Annotated in this window: 17 protein-coding genes; 11 read left to right on the top strand and 6 right to left on the bottom strand. The window is 37.7% G+C overall.

Features of this window, described 5'->3' with window-relative positions; all coding sequences use genetic code 11:
* The first annotated feature begins 14 nt into the window (after window positions 1-14).
* From NXS10_RS07125 to NXS10_RS07095, 7 genes are all read left to right on the top strand, one after another.
* Window positions 15-1,490, top strand: coding sequence for a UbiD family decarboxylase (locus NXS10_RS07125; protein WP_259139116.1), 1,476 nt, complete (start codon window positions 15-17; stop codon window positions 1,488-1,490).
* Between the two features lie 148 nt (window positions 1,491-1,638).
* Window positions 1,639-2,208 (top strand): UbiX family flavin prenyltransferase, encoded by a 570-nt coding sequence (locus tag NXS10_RS07120; RefSeq protein ID WP_259139115.1) that lies wholly within the window; start codon window positions 1,639-1,641, stop codon window positions 2,206-2,208.
* Complete coding sequence (gene lpdD, locus NXS10_RS07115; protein WP_259139114.1) at window positions 2,209-2,598, top strand: prenylated flavin chaperone LpdD; 390 nt, start codon at window positions 2,209-2,211, stop codon at window positions 2,596-2,598.
* A 68-nt stretch (window positions 2,599-2,666) separates the two neighbouring features.
* Entirely contained in the window at window positions 2,667-3,119 is a 453-nt protein-coding gene (locus tag NXS10_RS07110) for a DUF3290 family protein (RefSeq protein WP_259139113.1), read from the top strand.
* Complete coding sequence (locus NXS10_RS07105) at window positions 3,116-3,751, top strand: DUF421 domain-containing protein (protein ID WP_259139112.1); 636 nt, start codon at window positions 3,116-3,118, stop codon at window positions 3,749-3,751. The genes NXS10_RS07110 and NXS10_RS07105 overlap by 4 nt, the downstream gene beginning before the upstream one ends.
* Window positions 3,752-3,862: 111 nt before the next feature.
* Entirely contained in the window at window positions 3,863-5,860 is a 1,998-nt protein-coding gene (metG, locus tag NXS10_RS07100; protein ID WP_259139111.1) for a methionine--tRNA ligase, read from the top strand.
* A 106-nt stretch (window positions 5,861-5,966) separates the two neighbouring features.
* Window positions 5,967-7,124: an aminoacyltransferase gene (locus tag NXS10_RS07095; protein ID WP_259139110.1), complete on the top strand. Its 1,158-nt coding sequence runs from the start codon at window positions 5,967-5,969 to the stop codon at window positions 7,122-7,124.
* A 42-nt stretch (window positions 7,125-7,166) separates the two neighbouring features.
* Here NXS10_RS07095 and NXS10_RS07090 read toward each other — a convergent pair whose 3' ends face one another.
* Together NXS10_RS07090 and NXS10_RS07085 are read right to left on the bottom strand one after the other, a co-directional pair.
* Window positions 7,167-7,697 carry a biotin transporter BioY gene (locus NXS10_RS07090; protein ID WP_259139109.1) on the bottom strand — a complete coding sequence of 177 codons (531 nt, stop codon included), beginning with the start codon at window positions 7,695-7,697 and terminating at the stop codon, window positions 7,167-7,169.
* Between the two features lie 16 nt (window positions 7,698-7,713).
* A complete protein-coding gene (locus tag NXS10_RS07085; protein ID WP_259139108.1) occupies window positions 7,714-9,060 on the bottom strand; it encodes an Nramp family divalent metal transporter in 1,347 nt (448 codons plus the stop codon).
* A 558-nt stretch (window positions 9,061-9,618) separates the two neighbouring features.
* Between NXS10_RS07085 and NXS10_RS07080 the strand changes: the two genes are divergently transcribed.
* The 3 genes from NXS10_RS07080 (at window position 9,619) to NXS10_RS07070 (ending at window position 12,118) form a co-directional block, all read left to right on the top strand.
* The gene (locus tag NXS10_RS07080) at window positions 9,619-9,846 is read left to right on the top strand and encodes a helix-turn-helix domain-containing protein (RefSeq protein WP_259139107.1); all 228 of its coding nucleotides are present in this window, start codon (window positions 9,619-9,621) and stop codon (window positions 9,844-9,846) included.
* A 6-nt stretch (window positions 9,847-9,852) separates the two neighbouring features.
* Window positions 9,853-10,737, top strand: a complete 885-nt coding sequence (locus NXS10_RS07075; RefSeq protein ID WP_259139105.1) for a hypothetical protein — start codon at window positions 9,853-9,855, stop codon at window positions 10,735-10,737.
* Between the two features lie 73 nt (window positions 10,738-10,810).
* Complete coding sequence (locus NXS10_RS07070) at window positions 10,811-12,118, top strand: DNA cytosine methyltransferase (protein WP_259139104.1); 1,308 nt, start codon at window positions 10,811-10,813, stop codon at window positions 12,116-12,118.
* A gap of 82 nt (window positions 12,119-12,200) precedes the next feature.
* Here NXS10_RS07070 and lysS read toward each other — a convergent pair whose 3' ends face one another.
* Window positions 12,201-13,691 (bottom strand): lysine--tRNA ligase, encoded by a 1,491-nt coding sequence (gene lysS / locus NXS10_RS07065; protein WP_259139103.1) that lies wholly within the window; start codon window positions 13,689-13,691, stop codon window positions 12,201-12,203.
* A gap of 158 nt (window positions 13,692-13,849) precedes the next feature.
* Between lysS and NXS10_RS07060 the strand changes: the two genes are divergently transcribed.
* Complete coding sequence (locus tag NXS10_RS07060; protein WP_259139102.1) at window positions 13,850-14,752, top strand: HAD family hydrolase; 903 nt, start codon at window positions 13,850-13,852, stop codon at window positions 14,750-14,752.
* Window positions 14,753-14,786: 34 nt separating this feature from the next.
* Here NXS10_RS07060 and NXS10_RS07055 read toward each other — a convergent pair whose 3' ends face one another.
* From NXS10_RS07055 to NXS10_RS07045, 3 genes are read right to left on the bottom strand one after another with little or no spacing between them, the layout of a single operon-like run.
* On the bottom strand, window positions 14,787-15,425 hold the full coding sequence (locus NXS10_RS07055; protein WP_259139101.1) for a histidine phosphatase family protein: 639 nt from the start codon (window positions 15,423-15,425) through the stop codon (window positions 14,787-14,789).
* An 8-nt stretch (window positions 15,426-15,433) separates the two neighbouring features.
* Window positions 15,434-15,913: an aminoacyl-tRNA deacylase gene (locus NXS10_RS07050; protein WP_259139100.1), complete on the bottom strand. Its 480-nt coding sequence runs from the start codon at window positions 15,911-15,913 to the stop codon at window positions 15,434-15,436.
* 50 nt (window positions 15,914-15,963) lie between these two features.
* Window positions 15,964-16,821 carry a glycoside hydrolase family 25 protein gene (locus NXS10_RS07045; RefSeq protein ID WP_259139099.1) on the bottom strand — a complete coding sequence of 286 codons (858 nt, stop codon included), beginning with the start codon at window positions 16,819-16,821 and terminating at the stop codon, window positions 15,964-15,966.
* Window positions 16,822-16,860: the final 39 nt, after the last annotated feature.

Genomic DNA, 16,860 nt, shown 5'->3' with positions numbered 1-16,860 from the left:
AGGAAGTAAATCTTATGTCAGAACAACCTTATGATTTGCGTAAAGTCTTGGAAGAACTGAAAGAAATTCCAGGACAATACCATGAAACGAATGTTGAAATCGATCCAAACGCTGAAATTTCTGGTGTTTATCGTTATATCGGAGCTGGAGGTACTGTAGAACGTCCAACTCAAGAAGGTCCAGCAATGACCTTCAATAACATTAAGGGATTCCCTAATGTTCGTGTCAATATTGGTACAATGGCAAGCCGTAAACGTGTTGGTCATATTCTTCATCATGATTACAAAGAGCTTGGACATCTTTTAAATCAGGCTGTTGAAAACCCCGTGAAACCGATTAAGGTTTCTAAGAACCAAGCACCTGCTCAAGAAGTTGTTCACTTAGCAACTGATGATGATTTTGATATTCGTAAGCTCATTGCTGCGCCAACAAATACAGAATATGATGCAGGACCTTACATCACAGCTGGTTTGGTTTATGGTTCAACGCCAGATAAATCAATGAGTGACGTTACAATTCACCGTATGGTTTTGGAAGATAAAGATACTATTGGTATTTATATCATGCCTGGTGGTCGTCACATTGGTGCTTTCTTGTCAGAATATCAAAAACTGAACAAACCAATGCCAATTACAATTAATATTGGTCTTGACCCTGCTATCTTAATTGGGGCAACATTTGAACCTCCAACAACTCCACTTGGTTATAACGAACTCTGGGTTGCAGGTAGCCTTCGTAACGAACCAGTACAGTTGGTTGATTCTATCGCTGTTGATGAAGTGGGTATTGCACGTTCTGAATTTATCATTGAAGGTGAAATCCTTCCAAATGAAACAATTCAAGAAGATATCAATACACATACAGGGCACGCTATGCCTGAATTTCCAGGCTACAATGGTCCTGCTAACCCAGCCTTGAATATCATTAAAGTTAAAGCCGTTACTCACCGTAAAGACAATCCAATTATGCAAACTACAATTGGACCTTCTGAAGAACACGTGTCAATGGCAGGTATCCCAACAGAAGCTTCTATCCTTAACCTGGTTGAGAAAGCTATTCCTGGTAAAGTACTTAATGTTTACAATCCACCAGCTGGAGGTGGAAAGTTCATGACCATCATGCAAATCCGCAAAGAAAATCCTGCCGACGAAGGGATTCAACGGCAAGCAGCGTTACTAGCCTTTTCTTCATTTAAAGAATTAAAAACCGTTATTTTGGTTGATGAGGACGTGGATATTTTTGATATGAATGATGTCATGTGGACTATTAATACACGTTTCCAAGCCCACAAAGATATTATGACATTGGAAGGTATGCGTAACCATCCACTTGATCCATCTGAGCGTCCGGAATATTCCCCTGAACACATTCGTGTCCGTGGAATGTCATCTAAACTTGTCCTTGATGGTACTGTTCCATTTGACATGAAAGGTGAGTTTGAACGTGCTAAATTTAAAGAAGTTTCTGATTGGAAAAAATATTTAGATTGATGGCTATTTTACTAACATAATGTTTATCTTTGCTTGAAAAATTGAGTAGGAACAAGAAAATGTTTCTAAGAGGTTGGAGAGGAATTTTTCCATCCTTTTATTTTGATTGTCATCGTAGTAGATGAACATTTATAAACAAGAGGTATTTATGAACAAAAAGCGTATTGTGGTAGCTATTTCTGGTGCTTCAGGCACAATCTATGCTATCAATTTATTAAGAAAATTTAAGGAATATCCCGAAATTGAGACACATGTCATTGTGTCTGATTGGGCACACGAGAATTTACAATTGGAGTTAAATATGCCACGTGATGCATTCGCTAGTTTGTGTGATGTGCTTTATTCTAACAAAGATTTGGGTGCTAGAATTGCTTCTGGGTCATTCTTGACAGATGGCATGGTGATTGTTCCAGCTTCCATGAAAACTGTTGCAGGTATTGCTTGCGGTTTTTCAGACAATCTAATCGGTCGTGCAGCTGATGTGGCTTTAAAAGAACAACGTAAACTCATCATTGTCCCACGTGAGACACCGTTAAATACGATTCATTTGGAAAATTTGACAAAATTATCACGGATGGGTGTGCAGGTCATTCCGCCTGTGCCAGCTTTTTACAATCATCCTAAAACTTTACAAGATATTATTGATCACAATACTGCTAAGTTGTTAGATGCTTTACATATCCATAATGATTATGATGGACGTTGGGATGGTGATTAGATGGCAATATTTGAAGTGACAGACTATGGGTATTCTATTCAAGCGCAAGTTGACTATATTGGCGCTGACTTGTTTATTCAATTGACAGGTGGAAGCCATCCTCATATTGGTACGGTGACCACCTATTGTCAAGAAAATGCGGACAAGCAAGTGGTGCGTTTTCCAAGTCATTCAGGACGTTTTCATAAAGATGACGTCTTGGCTGATGTTCTTTTGGAAGAAATAGCAGAGCTGTTGCCACAAAATTGTGTGATTACCTCAGGTGTTCATGTTGACGGTATTAGTAAAGAACAAATTGCTGGCGCTTTTGAAATGACTAAAGAACTTGCTAGCAAGATTGCCACATGGTTAAAACACGAAAAATTACGAGCAAGTAAACCCAAGTATTAAAAAAATGATAAGTCTATCAAAGCTGTAGGGGCCTTGAAAACGAAGCGAATATTTTTTATAATAAGGCTATGAAATTTTATTCTTACGATTATGTCTTAAGTCAAATTAGTTCCAGTAACTGGCTGATGATGGGCTTTTTTCTTTTACTTTTACTAGCGACGATGGTCTCTTCTGTTCAGGCTTATAGGCACAAAAAAGATAGCAAGTATCGCGAGTTGGTCATTATCCTTGTGCTTATCATGGGACTTGTGCTCTGTATTAGTATCAGCAATTTTCAGACACATAGTGCTTCGGACAATCAATACCGAACCTCGCTTCATTTTATTGAAGTTGTCTCAAAAGAACTGGGGGTAGACAAGTCCAAAGTTTATGTCAATACCTCAGCAGAGACAGATGGCGCCATTCTCAAAGTGGGAAAACAGTTTTATCGTGCGATTTCGGGTAGCGAAGTAGATACTTATTTGTTAGAAAAAATAAAGCTAGTCAATGCAGATGTAGAACTTGTGGAGGTTGATAAATGACCTTGAATTATATGGATGTCGCTATTAAATTGTTTATAGGTTTACTATCGCTAATTTTGGTTATCAATATTTCTGGAAAGAGTAATCTAGCACCAACTTCAGCTAGCGATCAGATACAAAACTATGTGTTGGGAGGCATTATTGGTGGTGTCATTTACAGTCCAGCCATCTCCATTTTGCAATATTGTATTATCCTACTTATCTGGACAGTCTTGGTCTTGTCTCTAAAGTGGCTAAAAACGAACTCTGCCTTTGTCAAACGAGTAGTGGACGGAAAGCCTATTGTTCTCATCAAACGAGGTATTTTGGATGTTGAGGCTAGTCGTAGTGCAGGTTTATCTGCATCAGATGTGGCACTTAAACTTCGCGGACAGGGAATTTTTAAAATTAAGGATGTTAAGCGGGCAGTGCTAGAGCAAAATGGTCAGCTTATCGTAGTGCAAGCAGGGGAGGAAAATCCTAAGTATCCGCTGGTAACAGATGGTGTCATTCAACAAGATATTTTAGATAGTATGGATAAAAGCGAGAGCTGGCTTTTAGATAAGTTAGCAGAAGAGGGCTATACTGATGTTTCTCAGATCTTTATTGCTGAGTATAGCAATGGTCAATTGGATGTTGTTGCTTATGAATAGCTTCATTTCCTATTTGGAGTATCTTTCTTCTCTTTTTCTATCTCGCAAAATCTCTCTTTTTATGTTATAATAGAGCAGAAAGGCAAGCCCATTTGCTTGGAAAGGATTATCATGACAGAAAAAAAATCATTTTACATTACGACTCCGATCTACTACCCTTCAGGTAAGCTTCATATTGGTTCTGCTTATACAACGATTGCTTGCGATGTTCAAGCACGCTATAAGCGTCTTTTGGGTTATGATGTTTACTATCTGACCGGAGTTGATGAGCATGGACAAAAGATACAAGAAAAAGCAAAAGAGGCGGGAGTTGCCCCACAGACTTACGTGGATGGCATGGCAAAAAGTATCCAAGAACTTTGGAAGTTATTGGATATTTCTTACGACGTTTTTTATCGTACGACTAATCCTGAGCATGAAAAGGCAGTTCAGCGTATTTTTGAGAAATTACTAGCACAAGATGATATTTATCTTGGCGAATATTCAGGTTGGTATTCGGTCTCTGATGAGGAGTTTTTCACTGAAAATCAGTTGGCTGAGGTTTTTCGTGATGAAAACGGTAAGGTGATAGGTGGCATAGCACCTAGCGGCCATACTGTTGAGTGGGTTTCTGAAGAGTCTTACTTCTTTCGCATGGGCAAATATGCTGATTGGCTTCTAGAATTTTACAAAGAACATCCAGACTTCATCACACCAAATGGTCGCATGAATGAAATGATTAAAAACTTTATTGAGCCAGGGTTGGAAGATTTAGCAGTCTCTCGAACGAGCTTTACTTGGGGAGTACCTGTACCAAGCAATCCTAAGCATATTATGTATGTTTGGTTAGATGCTCTCTTTAATTACTATACAGCACTTGGTTTTGAAAACGATCTTGAAAATCGTGTGGAAAAATTTTGGCCTGCAGATATTCACATGGTAGGAAAGGATATTCTGCGTTTCCATTCCATCTACTGGCCAATCTTCTTACATGCGCTGGGTCAACCGATTCCAAAGCGTTTGGTGGCACACGGCTGGTATATCATGCAAGATGGCAAGATGTCTAAGTCTAAGGGAAATGTCATTTATCCTGAAATGCTGGTAGAACGCTATGGGCTTGATGCATTACGCTACTATCTCATGAGAAGTTTGCCTGTTGGTTCTGATGGTACCTTTACACCTGAGGATTACGTGGGAAGAATTAACTATGAACTGGCAAATGATCTTGGCAATCTCCTTAATCGTACAGTCGCTATGGTCAATAAATACTTTGATGGGAAAGTACCTGCTTTTGTGAGAGGTGTGACCGCTTTTGATAGTAGTCTTGAGATGGAGATTGCTAGTCAATTAGCTATTTACCATGAACAAATGGAGGCAGTGGATTATCCACGAGCGCTAGAAGCAGTCTGGTCTATCATCTCTCGTACCAATAAATATATTGATGAAACAGCACCTTGGGTCTTGGCGAAAGAACAAGATAGAGGGACACAATTGGTTGCAGTCATGAGTCATTTAGTAGCAAGTTTGCGTGTGGTAGCGCACCTTATTCAACCATTTATGATGACAACATCAAACGCCATCATGACCCAACTCGGTTTACCAGAAGTAGAAAGCCTTGAAAATCTAGCACTTAGTGATTTACCAGAAGGTACGACAGTTGTTGCCAAAGGTACACCAATCTTCCCACGTCTTGATATGGATGAGGAAATTGGCTACATCAAAGAGCAAATGGAAGCTGGTAAACCTGCTCAAGAAAAAGAATGGATACCAGAAGATGTCGAACTTCTCGAAAACAAGGCACAAATCAAGTTTGAGGACTTTGATAAGGCAGAAATTCGTGTAGCAGAGGTTATCGACTGTCAAAAAGTCAAAGGTTCTGATAAACTCCTTCAGTTCCGCTTGGACGCTGGAGATAGCGAGCATCGTCAGATTCTCTCAGGTATTGCCCACTTTTATCCCAATCCTGAAGAACTGATTGGACTCAAGGTTCAGATTGTTGCTAATCTCAAACCACGTAAGATGATGAAGAAATATATCAGTCAAGGTATGATTTTATCTGCTGAACATGAGGGTAACTTAACCCTCCTCACTGTGGATGAGTCTGTCCCAAATGGCAGTATTATCGGTTAATAAAAAGCTTGAGCTTCACTCAAGCTTTTTAAGACCGAGAGACTACTAGTCAAATCTTAAACAGTCGTCTAAGTGATTTTCTTGAAAATAGAACAGGGAGAAAAAAGTGTTAAAAAAACTATCTAGGGAAGCCTATGAAAAATTTAGCAATTGCTGTAGTGAGCGTTCTTTTATGCAAACGGTGGAAATGGCAGATTTGCTAAGATGCCGAGGATTTGATGTCACTTATCTTGGTTGGGAATCTGATGGAGAGTTAACTGTGGCAGGTCTTCTCTATAGCATGCCAGAGAGGGGTGGTCTCCGTATGGAAATCAACTCTGGTCCAGTATCATCAAAACAAGAAGATTTAAAGCTTTTTTATAGTGCACTTCGTGATTATGCTAAAGAAAATGGTGCTTTAGAGTTACTCATCAAACCCTACGATACTTATCAAACTTTTGATAGCAATGGTCAAGCAACAAGTAAGGAGAAAAAAGAGCTGATTACAGACTTGGTAGACTTAGGTTATCAGTTTGATGGTTTGCAGACAGGGTATCCAGATGGTGAGCCTCATTGGCACTATATTAAAGACCTGTCAAATCTTGACAACAACCAACTATTAAAGTCTTTTAATAAGAATAGTCAACGCAATATCAAGAAAGCGAAACAACTAGGTATCACTATTCGAGCTCTTGAACGTCATGAATTAGAGACATTTTCTTGGCTAGTGCAAAAAACGGGAGAACGTCAGGGATTTTCAAGTAAAGACATTCACTATTACCAACAATTTTTTGATAGCTTTCAGACGAAAACGGCTTTTGTAGTTGCTGAGATACAATTTACTCAAGCCCTCAACAAGCTACAAACAGCTCTAACTACTGCTAACAGTAAACAAGAAAAAGCAAGCATCGAAAAAGCAATTACCCTGCTAGAACCTTTTGCACAAGACTATAAAGATGAAGTAGTGCCACTAGCAGGAGCTTTAATGATTTATCTACCATCAGAGGTAACCTACTTATTCGGAGGTTCTGATAACCAATTTAAAAAATTATCAGCACCTTTTCTCCTCCAATATACTACTATGCTTCAAGCTATTGATGCCAACATTCCCTTGTATAACTTTCTAGGTATTATGGGGGTCTTTGACGGCACTGACGGCGTACTTCGCTTTAAGCAAAATTTTAATGGGTACATTGTTCGGAAAATGGGAACTTTTCGTTATTACCCAAGACCTGTAAAATATAAGATAATTCAAGGAATTAAAAAACTGCTAGGTCGTTATTAGCAGTTCTGAAAAGCCCAGTTAAACAAGCAACTGGGCTTTTTATTAGGATTGAAAATAGGTAATTGTTTTTAGACTCTGGCGTAATCTTGGAACAATGATGCTGATAAGGAGGATTTTGATAAGCTCGACAGGAATAAAAGGAAGAAAACCTGCCAAAAAGCTAGCTTCCCAAGACAACTGTCCAAGGTAATGTAAGGATAAGAGACCGCAGACAAAAATGCACAAATCACCAAAAACATTAGCAAGAAATAAACTTAAGATATTTGTTTTGGGTAGGAGGCTAGTGACAAGCGCAAAGAGGAGAAAGCCCCAGATAAAGCCAGAGTTGGGACTGACTAGAGTGGCAATTCCAGAAGTTCCCCCTGAAAAAACAGGTAGTCCAAGAGCTCCGAGAAGGATATAAAGTATCACTGCAAGCAACGCCTCTTTCCATTTTAAAAGACTAGCAATAAGCCCAACGGCAAAGGTTTGTAAGGTGATAGGTGTGATACCGATAGGAATGGTGAGTTGTGAGAGGACAGCTAGAATCGCTGTCGATAGACTAATGATTAGTAGTCGATAAATAGCAGACATAGATAAGTTCCTTGTATTAAAAGAGATCAAAGATTAGTTTGATATTTAAGAAAGTCAAAACAGTAGCGCCTACATAAGCGATAATAGTATTCCATCTAGCGTTTGTAAATTCTCCCATGAGTTTTTTATGAGATGTAAAGTAAATCAATGGGAAAAGTGAGAACGGTAGAGCTACTGATAAGAAAACTTGTGAGTAGACAATCAACTCATCGAGTACTGTTTCCTTATCTCCAAAGAGTATTGCTGCGATGATGACAGGCAGTAGTGCGAGAAAACGAGTGGCTAAGCGGATAAGCCACTGAGGCATACGAAGGCGTAAGAACCCTTCCATAACAATCTGTCCAGTCAGTGTTCCTGTGATGGTTGAGTTTTGACCACTAGCCAGTAAGGCTATGGCAAAAAGTGTTGAGAGTAGGCTACTTGCTATACTGCCAGCAATAGTATTATCTGAGAGAGCATGATACATTTGTGCGAAGGCGCTAATTTCGTTAGCATGACCGTAAAAGAGAGAAGCCCCTAAAATCAACAAAAGAGAGTTGACGATAAAAGCTACAGATAGTTGAATATTAGAGTCCCATGTCATAAATTTAACCGCCTGTCTGATAGATTCAGGCTTGTCATAGTTGACTTTACGTGTCTGTGAGATAGAGGAATGCAGGTAGAGGTTATGTGGCATAACGGTCGCTCCGATGATTCCTAAAGCTAGAGTTAATCTCGTATTATCAGCAACAACCTCACTACTATCAAGGACAGATAATTGTGGAATATATCCCATCAAAATCCCAGAAATGCTTGGTTTTGAGATGACTGTCAAATAGATAAAAATCACTAGAATCGTCAAAATCAGGGTTACGACGATAGCCTCAATTTTGCGAAATCCCAATTTCATGATGGACAAGAGCAAGAAGACATCAAAGACCGTAATAAGAATAGAAAAGAGTAGTGGCCAGCCAAACAGCAAATGAAGGGCTACTCCTGAACCGATAACTTCGGCTAGGTCTGTCGCCATAAGTGCCAATTCTAGGATAACAAAGAGAATATAGCGAATACTTCGTGGCACGTGGTTGGCAGTAGCTTGTGCTAAATCTTGACGAGTGACGATACCTAGTTTTCCTGCCATTTGTTGGAGTTGCATTGCCATGAGAGAAGAGAGTAATACAACCGATAGTAAGAGGTATTTGTAGCTAGCTCCTCCTACGACGCTGGTAATCCAATTACCTGGATCCATGTAGCCGACAGCGACAAGTGCGCCAGGACCTAAAAAAGCATGTAAGGTTCGCCAAAAGGAGGCATTTTTAGGAACATCAATACTCTGATTGACCTCGCTTAGAGAAATATTTGATGTTGTGTGATGAGTTTTCATAAAACTTCTTTCTAAGAAAAGCCTAAGCCTGTTTTTAGATGTATCACTAATTCAGCGATTACTCTGCTAGTAAAATTTATCCCATAAGGATAGTGCTAATGAAAAAGTAGAGCAGATAGCTGAACATCATACGTAGGACTTTTCACTTCCAATAGTGATATTTTCATTATAGCGTAAAAAAGTTCAGATTAAAAGAAAAATATGTATGCTTTTTTAAAAAATTAATCGTGCTTAAAAATAAATGCTAGGAGATTAAGGAAATAAGCATAGTACAATGCTTATTTATTTGACTATGCTGTAGCAAAGGAGCTTAAAAATGAAAGATAAATCTGAAATAAAAATAGTATAAGTTTTAATTTATATGTATAAAAAGAGCTGAAAAATTTTAGAGCTTTTCAACAAGAAATTTTTGAAAAATATAAAATGTGTTTTAATGGGTTTAATGATTATAAAATGTTTAATAAAAGAGGTAATTTTTTGTTGCTCATAGTCCGTTGCTAAATAGGCATAAATCTTTAAAATAAAAATTAAAGAATCTGCTAAAGTGAGACTGAATTAATGATACAAGTTGTATTTGGGAAAAGAATCAAAGAATTAAGAAAACAAACAGGATTAAGTCAGGAAAAATTTGCATTTAAAATTGGAATGGATAGAACTTACTATGCTTCGATAGAATCTGGGAAACGAAATGTTTCATTAAAAAATATTGAAAAAATTGCAAGTGGATTTAATATTTCAATTTCTCAGTTATTTATCGGTATCGGTGATGAAAAGAATAAGGAGTGATAGGATATGGGAAAAACTTTTTCAAGAAATGAACATAAGATTGCTGAGACATTATCAGTGGGCACTGTTTTTGATTTTAAAGGAGAAAAATTAAAAGTTTTAAGGGTTGCTAAACCAACAGTTGCTTCAGGAGAGTGTAAGACTGATATTTATATCGAGGCAGAAGATAATCATTCTAAAAAATATGAATTTAAAATTTCATATAAGCAAGAGAATGCCCAATTTATAGAAAATAAAATGAAAGCTGAGAGAGCAGAAGCGCTTTTGGGAAGTGATTGGATGAAGATAATAGAGTCTGGTACTACTCAAATAAAAAAGGAATTTGAATGCAGACCTATTATAATTAAAAAAGGGCGCTTCAATGGTTCTATAACTTTGGGGTGGAAGTATGAACTTCTTGATGTTAAAAGTGGAAAATTATCAACTAAACTTAAACTAACTAAAAAGCAAATTTTAGATATTTATTCTGGAGAAAATTTGCCAGTAGATAAAAAGGATGCAATGGTTGATGGAGTTAAAATTCCTAATTCAGGCGTTGCGAATTATATGCTAAGAACCGATGAACTAGATGATTCCCAAGTACTTATCAATAATTTACAGGCGATTGATGAATATGTTGATGAGCACCCAGATGTATATTTTGCTTGTAAAGCATTAAATTATAGAACATTTGAGGGTAAGTTTGATGGTGATAGACCATTAGCTGTTCAAATAGATTGGGAAGTACAGGAAGAAAAATTACTTCCTGTATTTCGTTACGATTCTCCATTGATTAGGAAGGGAAATGAAATGGCAAGTAAACTATTTGAGACTTTAAGAGAATTAAATATTAAGAATACAGATGATATTAGTTCAGAAAACTGCTGCCGACCAGATTTAATGAATGAATAATTTTTCTGGCCTTTATATTAAATTTTTGCTAAGATAGATAAGACGAATATTTAGAAAGACAATATAGATAGAAATGAGAAAAAATATAAAAGATGAAAAAGAAAAATCTAGAGGAAAATTTAAATCAGCATCCAATTTAACTACTGAAGAGGTAAAAGATGTTTTACTAAAAAAAATAAAAGAAGAAACGAATAAGATTATTGAAGATTCATCCGATTTAGAATTAGTTCAAAAAGTACAAACTAGAAATGATCGCATTAATGTTGTTTCACTATTTTCTGGAGCTGGTGGGTTAGATTTAGGGACAGAACTTGCAGGTTTGGTATCAAGAATTGGGTATGCCGAAGCAATTAAAGCGTTTAATAATAAAGCGTTATTTGACGACGTTAGAAGTAAAAGTTTATTTCATACTATTTATACAAATGACATGTTTGTAGAAGCTAATGAAACTTACAAAAAGAATTTTAGTTCATATATTATCCAACATCAAAAGGATATAAGAAAAGTGGCACATTTTCCAAATAATGATTTAACAATTGGTGGATTCCCGTGTCCTGGATTTAGTGAGGCGGGTCCTCGTTTGATAGATGACGAAAGAAATTTTTTGTACATACATTTTATTCGTGAGTTAGTTCAAACCCAACCGTTATTTTTTGTTGCAGAAAATGTAAAAGGAATGATGACGTTAGGAAAAGGTGAGGTATTGAAACAAATGATAGAAGATTTTTCAAGTGCTGGCTATACTGTAACGGCTCACCTTGTAAATGCAAGAGACTATGGTGTACCACAATCTCGAGAACGTGTATTTTTAGTTGGTGTTCATAAAGACAAAATTGAAAAAAATTTTGATTATCACTATAAGTTACCATTACCTACTCATGGAAGTCCAACTGAAATAGATTTATTGTCTGAGAAGGTGCCATGGGTTACTTTGAGAGAAGCTATTGGAGATTTAGAAAGTAATCCGGGAGAAGTTTTCGAGGGGACATATAGTACAATCTATATGTCTCGAAATAGGAAAAAATCATGGAATGACCAAAGTTTTACAATACAGGCAAGTGGAAGACAAGCTCCACAACATCCAGGTGGTTTACCGATGACGAGTTATTATGATGAAGAAGAGCATAAGCGTTGGAAGTTTAATGGAGATAATAGACGATTATCAACAAAAGAAATTGCTAGAATTCAAACATTTCCAGATTGGTTTGAATTTAGTAAGGGATCAGCTATCGGAAAGTCAGGAAGAGAAATATCAAAGAATGCTCAGATTGATAAAATTTATAAGCAAATTGGGAATGCTGTTCCTGTATTACTAGCAAGAGCGGTAATTCAACCTATTGCTGACTTTCTCAACGATAACCTTGCAGAAATTAGAAGATAGACTTGTTTCATCAATAGAGTTTCTTAATACAAAAACCCGAACATCTTTAAATGAGATGTTCGGGTTTTTGTATTAAGAAACTCTATTTCATCGTCGGAAATAGCAAGACATCACGAATAGTCGTCGTATCAGTGAGTAGCATGACAAGGCGATCAATACCGATACCGAGTCCGCCAGTTGGTGGCATACCGTACTCAAGAGCTTCAACGTAGTCGTAGTCAATGCCAGTTGCTTCGTCATCACCGAGCTCTTTGGCAGCAGCTTGTGCTTTGAAACGCTCAAGTTGATCAATGGGGTCATTGAGTTCAGTAAAGGCATTACCATATTCTTTTGTCATAATAAAGAGTTCAAAACGGTCTGTAAAGCGTGGATCGTCTACATTTTTCTTAGCAAGTGGTGATACTTCTACAGGGTGACCATAAACGAATGTTGGTTGAATCAATGTTTCTTCGACAAATTCTTCAAAGAAGGCGTTGATGATGTGCCCAACTGAAGTGAAGTGTTTTTCAACTGGTACATTTTTCTCTTTGGCAATAGCTTGCGCTTCTTCGAGAGTCATTTCTTTCCAGAAATCAACACCAGTGACTTCTTTAATGGCATCAACCATGTGAACACGTTTAAATGGTTTGTCAATGGCAATTTCAGTTCCTTGGTATGAAATAGGACCGTCACCTTTAACAGCTTTTGAAGCGTGTTGGATAATGCCTTCTGTCAAATCCATGATGTCATGGAAATCAGCGTAAGCTTGATAGACCTCAATGGAGGTAAATTCAGGGTTGTGTGTAGCATCCATACCTTCATTTCGGAAGATGCGTCCAATCTCATAAACACGCTCCATACCACCAACAATTAAACGTTTTAGGTGCAATTCTGTTGCGATTCGTAAGACCATATCCATATCTTGAGCATTGTGGTGTGTGATAAATGGGCGAGCAGCAGCACCACCGGCTTCGTTGTGAAGAACTGGAGTTTCCACTTCAAGGAAACCAAGATTGTCAAGGTAACGGCGAATTTCAGAGATGATTTGTGAACGTGTGACAAATCGCTCAAAGCTGTCACGGTTTGAAATCAAGTCGAGGTGACGTTTACGGTAGATAGTCTCAACATCTGTAAGTCCGTGAAACTTTTCAGGTAATGGGCGTAGCGCCTTTGAGAGGTGAGTGATATGTGTTGCTTTGATGGAGAGTTCCCCCATATCGGTACGCATAACCTCGCCTTTGACACCTAAAAAGTCTCCAAGGTCAGCTTTTTTAAAGAGGTTGTAGTTTTCTTCCCCAACAGTGTCTTTTCGGACGTAGATTTGAATTTGACCATCTCGGTCTTGGAGATGTGCAAAGCCAACTTTACCTTTTCCACGCTTGGTCATCAGACGTCCTGCGATGGTAGCTGTCTCGTTGATTTCGTGTAGTTCTTCTTTGGTTTTGTCAGCGTATCTTGCTTTTAGTTGACCAGATGTTGCTGTGCGCTCAAATCGTTTGCCAAAAGGGTCTATTCCTTGAGCGATTAAAGCGGACATCTTTTCACGACGAACAATTTGTTGGTCGTTTAATGTTTTATTATGTTCGTTTGACATTATTTCCTCCAAGTAGTTTTTCTCCGCTATTATATCACAAATCATAAGAGACTTCACTATATTTTTAGTCTGGCTAGACTTCTTAATCTTGTGATAGATATCACATTGCAATAATGCTCTAAAAAAGGTATACTAATATGGATTAGAAAGGACTTAGTATGATTACTTCTATTGTATTTGATATTGATGACACCATCTATGATCAACAAGCACCTTATAGGTTAGCTGTTGAGAAGTGTTTTCCAGATTTTGATATGAATTGTATCAATCAGGCTTACATTCGCTTTCGTCATTATTCTGATATTGGTTTTCCACGTGTAATGACTGGTGAATGGACGACAGAGTATTTTAGGTTCTGGCGTTGTAAAGAGACACTCCTTGAATTTGGTTATTGTGAGATCGATCAAGCCAAGGGTATCCACTTTCAACAAGTGTATGAAAAAGAACTAGAAAATATCACCATGCTAGATGAAATGCGTATGACACTTGATTTTTTGAAGTCTAAAAACGTGCCAATGGGAGTGATTACGAATGGTCCGACAGAACATCAGCTCAAAAAAGTGAAAAAACTGGGACTTTACGATTATATCAATCCTAAGCGTGTCATCGTCAGCCAAGCGACTGGCTTTCAAAAGCCTGAAAAAGAAATTTTTAATCTTGCTGCTCAGCAATTTGATATGAACCCTGCGACAACTCTTTATGTAGGTGATTCTTATGACAACGATATTATGGGTGCTTTTAATGGTGGTTGGCATTCTATGTGGTTTAATCACCGTGGACGTAAGCTAAAGCCAGGTACAAGACCGGTTTATGACCTTGAAATTGATAATTTTGAACAACTCTATGGGGCGGTTAAAGTTCTTTTTGATTTACCGGATAATAAGTTTATCTTTGATGTCAATGATAAAAAGAATCCTGTTCTTGAACTAGGGATTAATAATGGTTTGATGATGGCAGCCGAGCGTTTGCTCGAGAGTAATATCAGTATTGATAAAGTTGTGATTTTATTGCGTTTAACTCCACAACAAGAAAAAGTTTTGCGAATGAAGTACGCAAGTTAAACAAAAAAGGATTTTGGAGTTTTCAAAATCCTTTTTAAGTAATGATTTCCGTTGCTTCAAGGTATGTTTTATCGTTCCAGGTGAGACAATCGTAGTGTTTGAAATCTGTTGTTTCAAGGATAGTCAGACTAGCATTGTCAAGACCCCCATTTTGGCGAATTTCCCCAATATCATAGCCTAAAAGGGTGCGAATAGAAGCCGTCAGATTGGCGCCATGCCCAACGATGAGGATGTTTTGATAATCCTTGTTAGCTAATGATTGCAAAAAGCATTGGATGCGTCTAGTGGTATCATGAGGTGTTTCTGCGCCAAAATAACCTGAATGAAAAGCAGCTAGATTGCGTTTAAAGGCTATCATTTCCTGTGGATAAATAGCGGAGATGATAGAGATTTTTTGACCCTCTAGCCTACCTAAATGCCACTCACGAAGAGTGGGAGTGGTGATTATCGACACAGGCTGTTTGTTTTGTGCCATAATCACCATGGCACTGTCTATTGCTCGCTTTAAATCACTGGAAAAAGCTGCATCAAATTGGATATCGCATAAAAAGATACCAAGTCTGGTTAGCTCCTCTTTAGCTTCGATAAGGAGTGGTGAATCTCCTTGTGCTCCTTGAAAACGTCCTTCTAAATTCCACTCGGTTTTACCGTGTCTTACAAAATAAATCTTCATCGTATTATTCAATGTTTTTCTAGTAAATCAGCAAAGTCAGCAGAGACGAAATCTGCCAATTTTTTACTCTCAATGCGAATCGAACGTCCAATCTCTCCAGCAGAGACGATAAGAAAGCCTTTGTTGAGTGCAGTGTTGTCAATATAAATGGGAAAAGCATGTTTTTGCCGAATCCCAACAGGATTGTTTGCTCCGTGAATATAACCTGTTGTTTTTTGCAAGTCTTTCTGTGGAATCATGTTGACTTTTTTGTTACCAGATACTTTGGCGAGTTTCTTTTCAGAGAGATGCTCTGTGATAGGGACAATACCAATGATAGGTCCCGTCCTATCACCGATAAGCGCCAAGGTCTTGTAAATATCAGACTTGTCAATATCATCTGGTAGGTCATCTGATAGGGCATTTAGGGCGAGACTATCATGTTCTATTTTTGCCTTATCTAGTATCTGATCGACTAGCGTTTTTTTGAGTTTTTTTGTTTTTACCATATTTATCCTTTCTAAGTTGTCGTAAAACGCATGTAATCTAAATGGGCACACTAGTTCTTAGAAGTTATTTTTCCGAATAATTTTTCGTAGGTTTTTTTGGTGTTTTTGGTCACTGCGATTTGGTTGAGATCAAGAGTGTTATCAAAACCAGGTAAAACACCTTGCGAGGTGTATTGATGCAAATCATAGGCAAGTGTCGTATTTGGTGCAGCTTCATAGTAGCCAGAGTCGGTACCATAAGTTGGTATCCAAATGGCATCAAATCCTCTAGTAGAGATACCCTGTTCTTCCATAAAGTAAGTACCAATATAAAGTCCAACTTTCTTAGCACCTAACTTTTTGAGTTCATCTCTAAAGGCTTTGACTCCTTTATTCATATTGGACATGGTTTTTTCTTCGACATCAATCCAATAAAAAGTAGGGTTATAAGGGGAAGCATATTTGTAAAAACTTCTAGCTTCTGAGCGCATTTCCTTGATATTTTTACCAAGAGCATAACTATAAACTGCAACTGGGATATGGTGGTTTTGAAAGGCGGTGATATGTTTTTTAAAAGCTTTATCCACACCTGTGGTATGGGCAGCGTTGTTGCGACTGTTAATATGTGAACCGCCATAGACACGGACAATGGCACCGGAGATATTGTTGGATAAAGTGTCATAGTCAATCTCGCTAGGACGTTGCCAACCTGATATATCAATTATTGGTTTTAGAACAAATTCGTCTTTATCTGTGGTGCTTGTCTTTGTTTTGGTTGTATCTGTTGCACTGACGGAAGGGATGCTATTTTTAGCGTTTATCAGTTGTTGCTCGTAAGCTTTTTGCATTTTTTGGTAACTACAGAGCAAACAAAATACAAAAAAACCAAGAAAGAGATAGACCACAATAGGCTTGATTCTTCTTCTCATTTGGTTTCATTGTATCGTAAAATGAAAAAAATAGCAAAA

This window comes from Streptococcus sciuri (assembly GCF_024814375.1).
Taxonomy (GTDB): domain Bacteria; phylum Bacillota; class Bacilli; order Lactobacillales; family Streptococcaceae; genus Streptococcus; species Streptococcus sciuri.
This window is presented reverse-complemented; position numbering and strand designations above follow the sequence as displayed.

What these genes read in the sequence shown, in the direction of transcription:
- NXS10_RS07125 (WP_259139116.1), top strand. Translation starts at nt 15, where the DNA reads ATGTCAGAACAACCTTATGATTTGCGTAAAGTCTTGGAAGAACTGAAA.
- NXS10_RS07120 (WP_259139115.1), top strand. Translation starts at nt 1,639, where the DNA reads ATGAACAAAAAGCGTATTGTGGTAGCTATTTCTGGTGCTTCAGGCACA.
- lpdD (WP_259139114.1), top strand. Translation starts at nt 2,209, where the DNA reads ATGGCAATATTTGAAGTGACAGACTATGGGTATTCTATTCAAGCGCAA.
- NXS10_RS07110 (WP_259139113.1), top strand. Translation starts at nt 2,667, where the DNA reads ATGAAATTTTATTCTTACGATTATGTCTTAAGTCAAATTAGTTCCAGT.
- NXS10_RS07105 (WP_259139112.1), top strand. Translation starts at nt 3,116, where the DNA reads ATGACCTTGAATTATATGGATGTCGCTATTAAATTGTTTATAGGTTTA.
- metG (WP_259139111.1), top strand. Translation starts at nt 3,863, where the DNA reads ATGACAGAAAAAAAATCATTTTACATTACGACTCCGATCTACTACCCT.
- NXS10_RS07090 (WP_259139109.1), bottom strand. Translation starts at nt 7,697, where the DNA reads ATGTCTGCTATTTATCGACTACTAATCATTAGTCTATCGACAGCGATT.
- NXS10_RS07085 (WP_259139108.1), bottom strand. Translation starts at nt 9,060, where the DNA reads ATGAAAACTCATCACACAACATCAAATATTTCTCTAAGCGAGGTCAAT.
- NXS10_RS07080 (WP_259139107.1), top strand. Translation starts at nt 9,619, where the DNA reads ATGATACAAGTTGTATTTGGGAAAAGAATCAAAGAATTAAGAAAACAA.
- NXS10_RS07075 (WP_259139105.1), top strand. Translation starts at nt 9,853, where the DNA reads ATGGGAAAAACTTTTTCAAGAAATGAACATAAGATTGCTGAGACATTA.
- NXS10_RS07070 (WP_259139104.1), top strand. Translation starts at nt 10,811, where the DNA reads ATGAGAAAAAATATAAAAGATGAAAAAGAAAAATCTAGAGGAAAATTT.
- lysS (WP_259139103.1), bottom strand. Translation starts at nt 13,691, where the DNA reads ATGTCAAACGAACATAATAAAACATTAAACGACCAACAAATTGTTCGT.
- NXS10_RS07060 (WP_259139102.1), top strand. Translation starts at nt 13,850, where the DNA reads ATGATTACTTCTATTGTATTTGATATTGATGACACCATCTATGATCAA.
- NXS10_RS07055 (WP_259139101.1), bottom strand. Translation starts at nt 15,425, where the DNA reads ATGAAGATTTATTTTGTAAGACACGGTAAAACCGAGTGGAATTTAGAA.
- NXS10_RS07050 (WP_259139100.1), bottom strand. Translation starts at nt 15,913, where the DNA reads ATGGTAAAAACAAAAAAACTCAAAAAAACGCTAGTCGATCAGATACTA.
- NXS10_RS07045 (WP_259139099.1), bottom strand. Translation starts at nt 16,821, where the DNA reads ATGAGAAGAAGAATCAAGCCTATTGTGGTCTATCTCTTTCTTGGTTTT.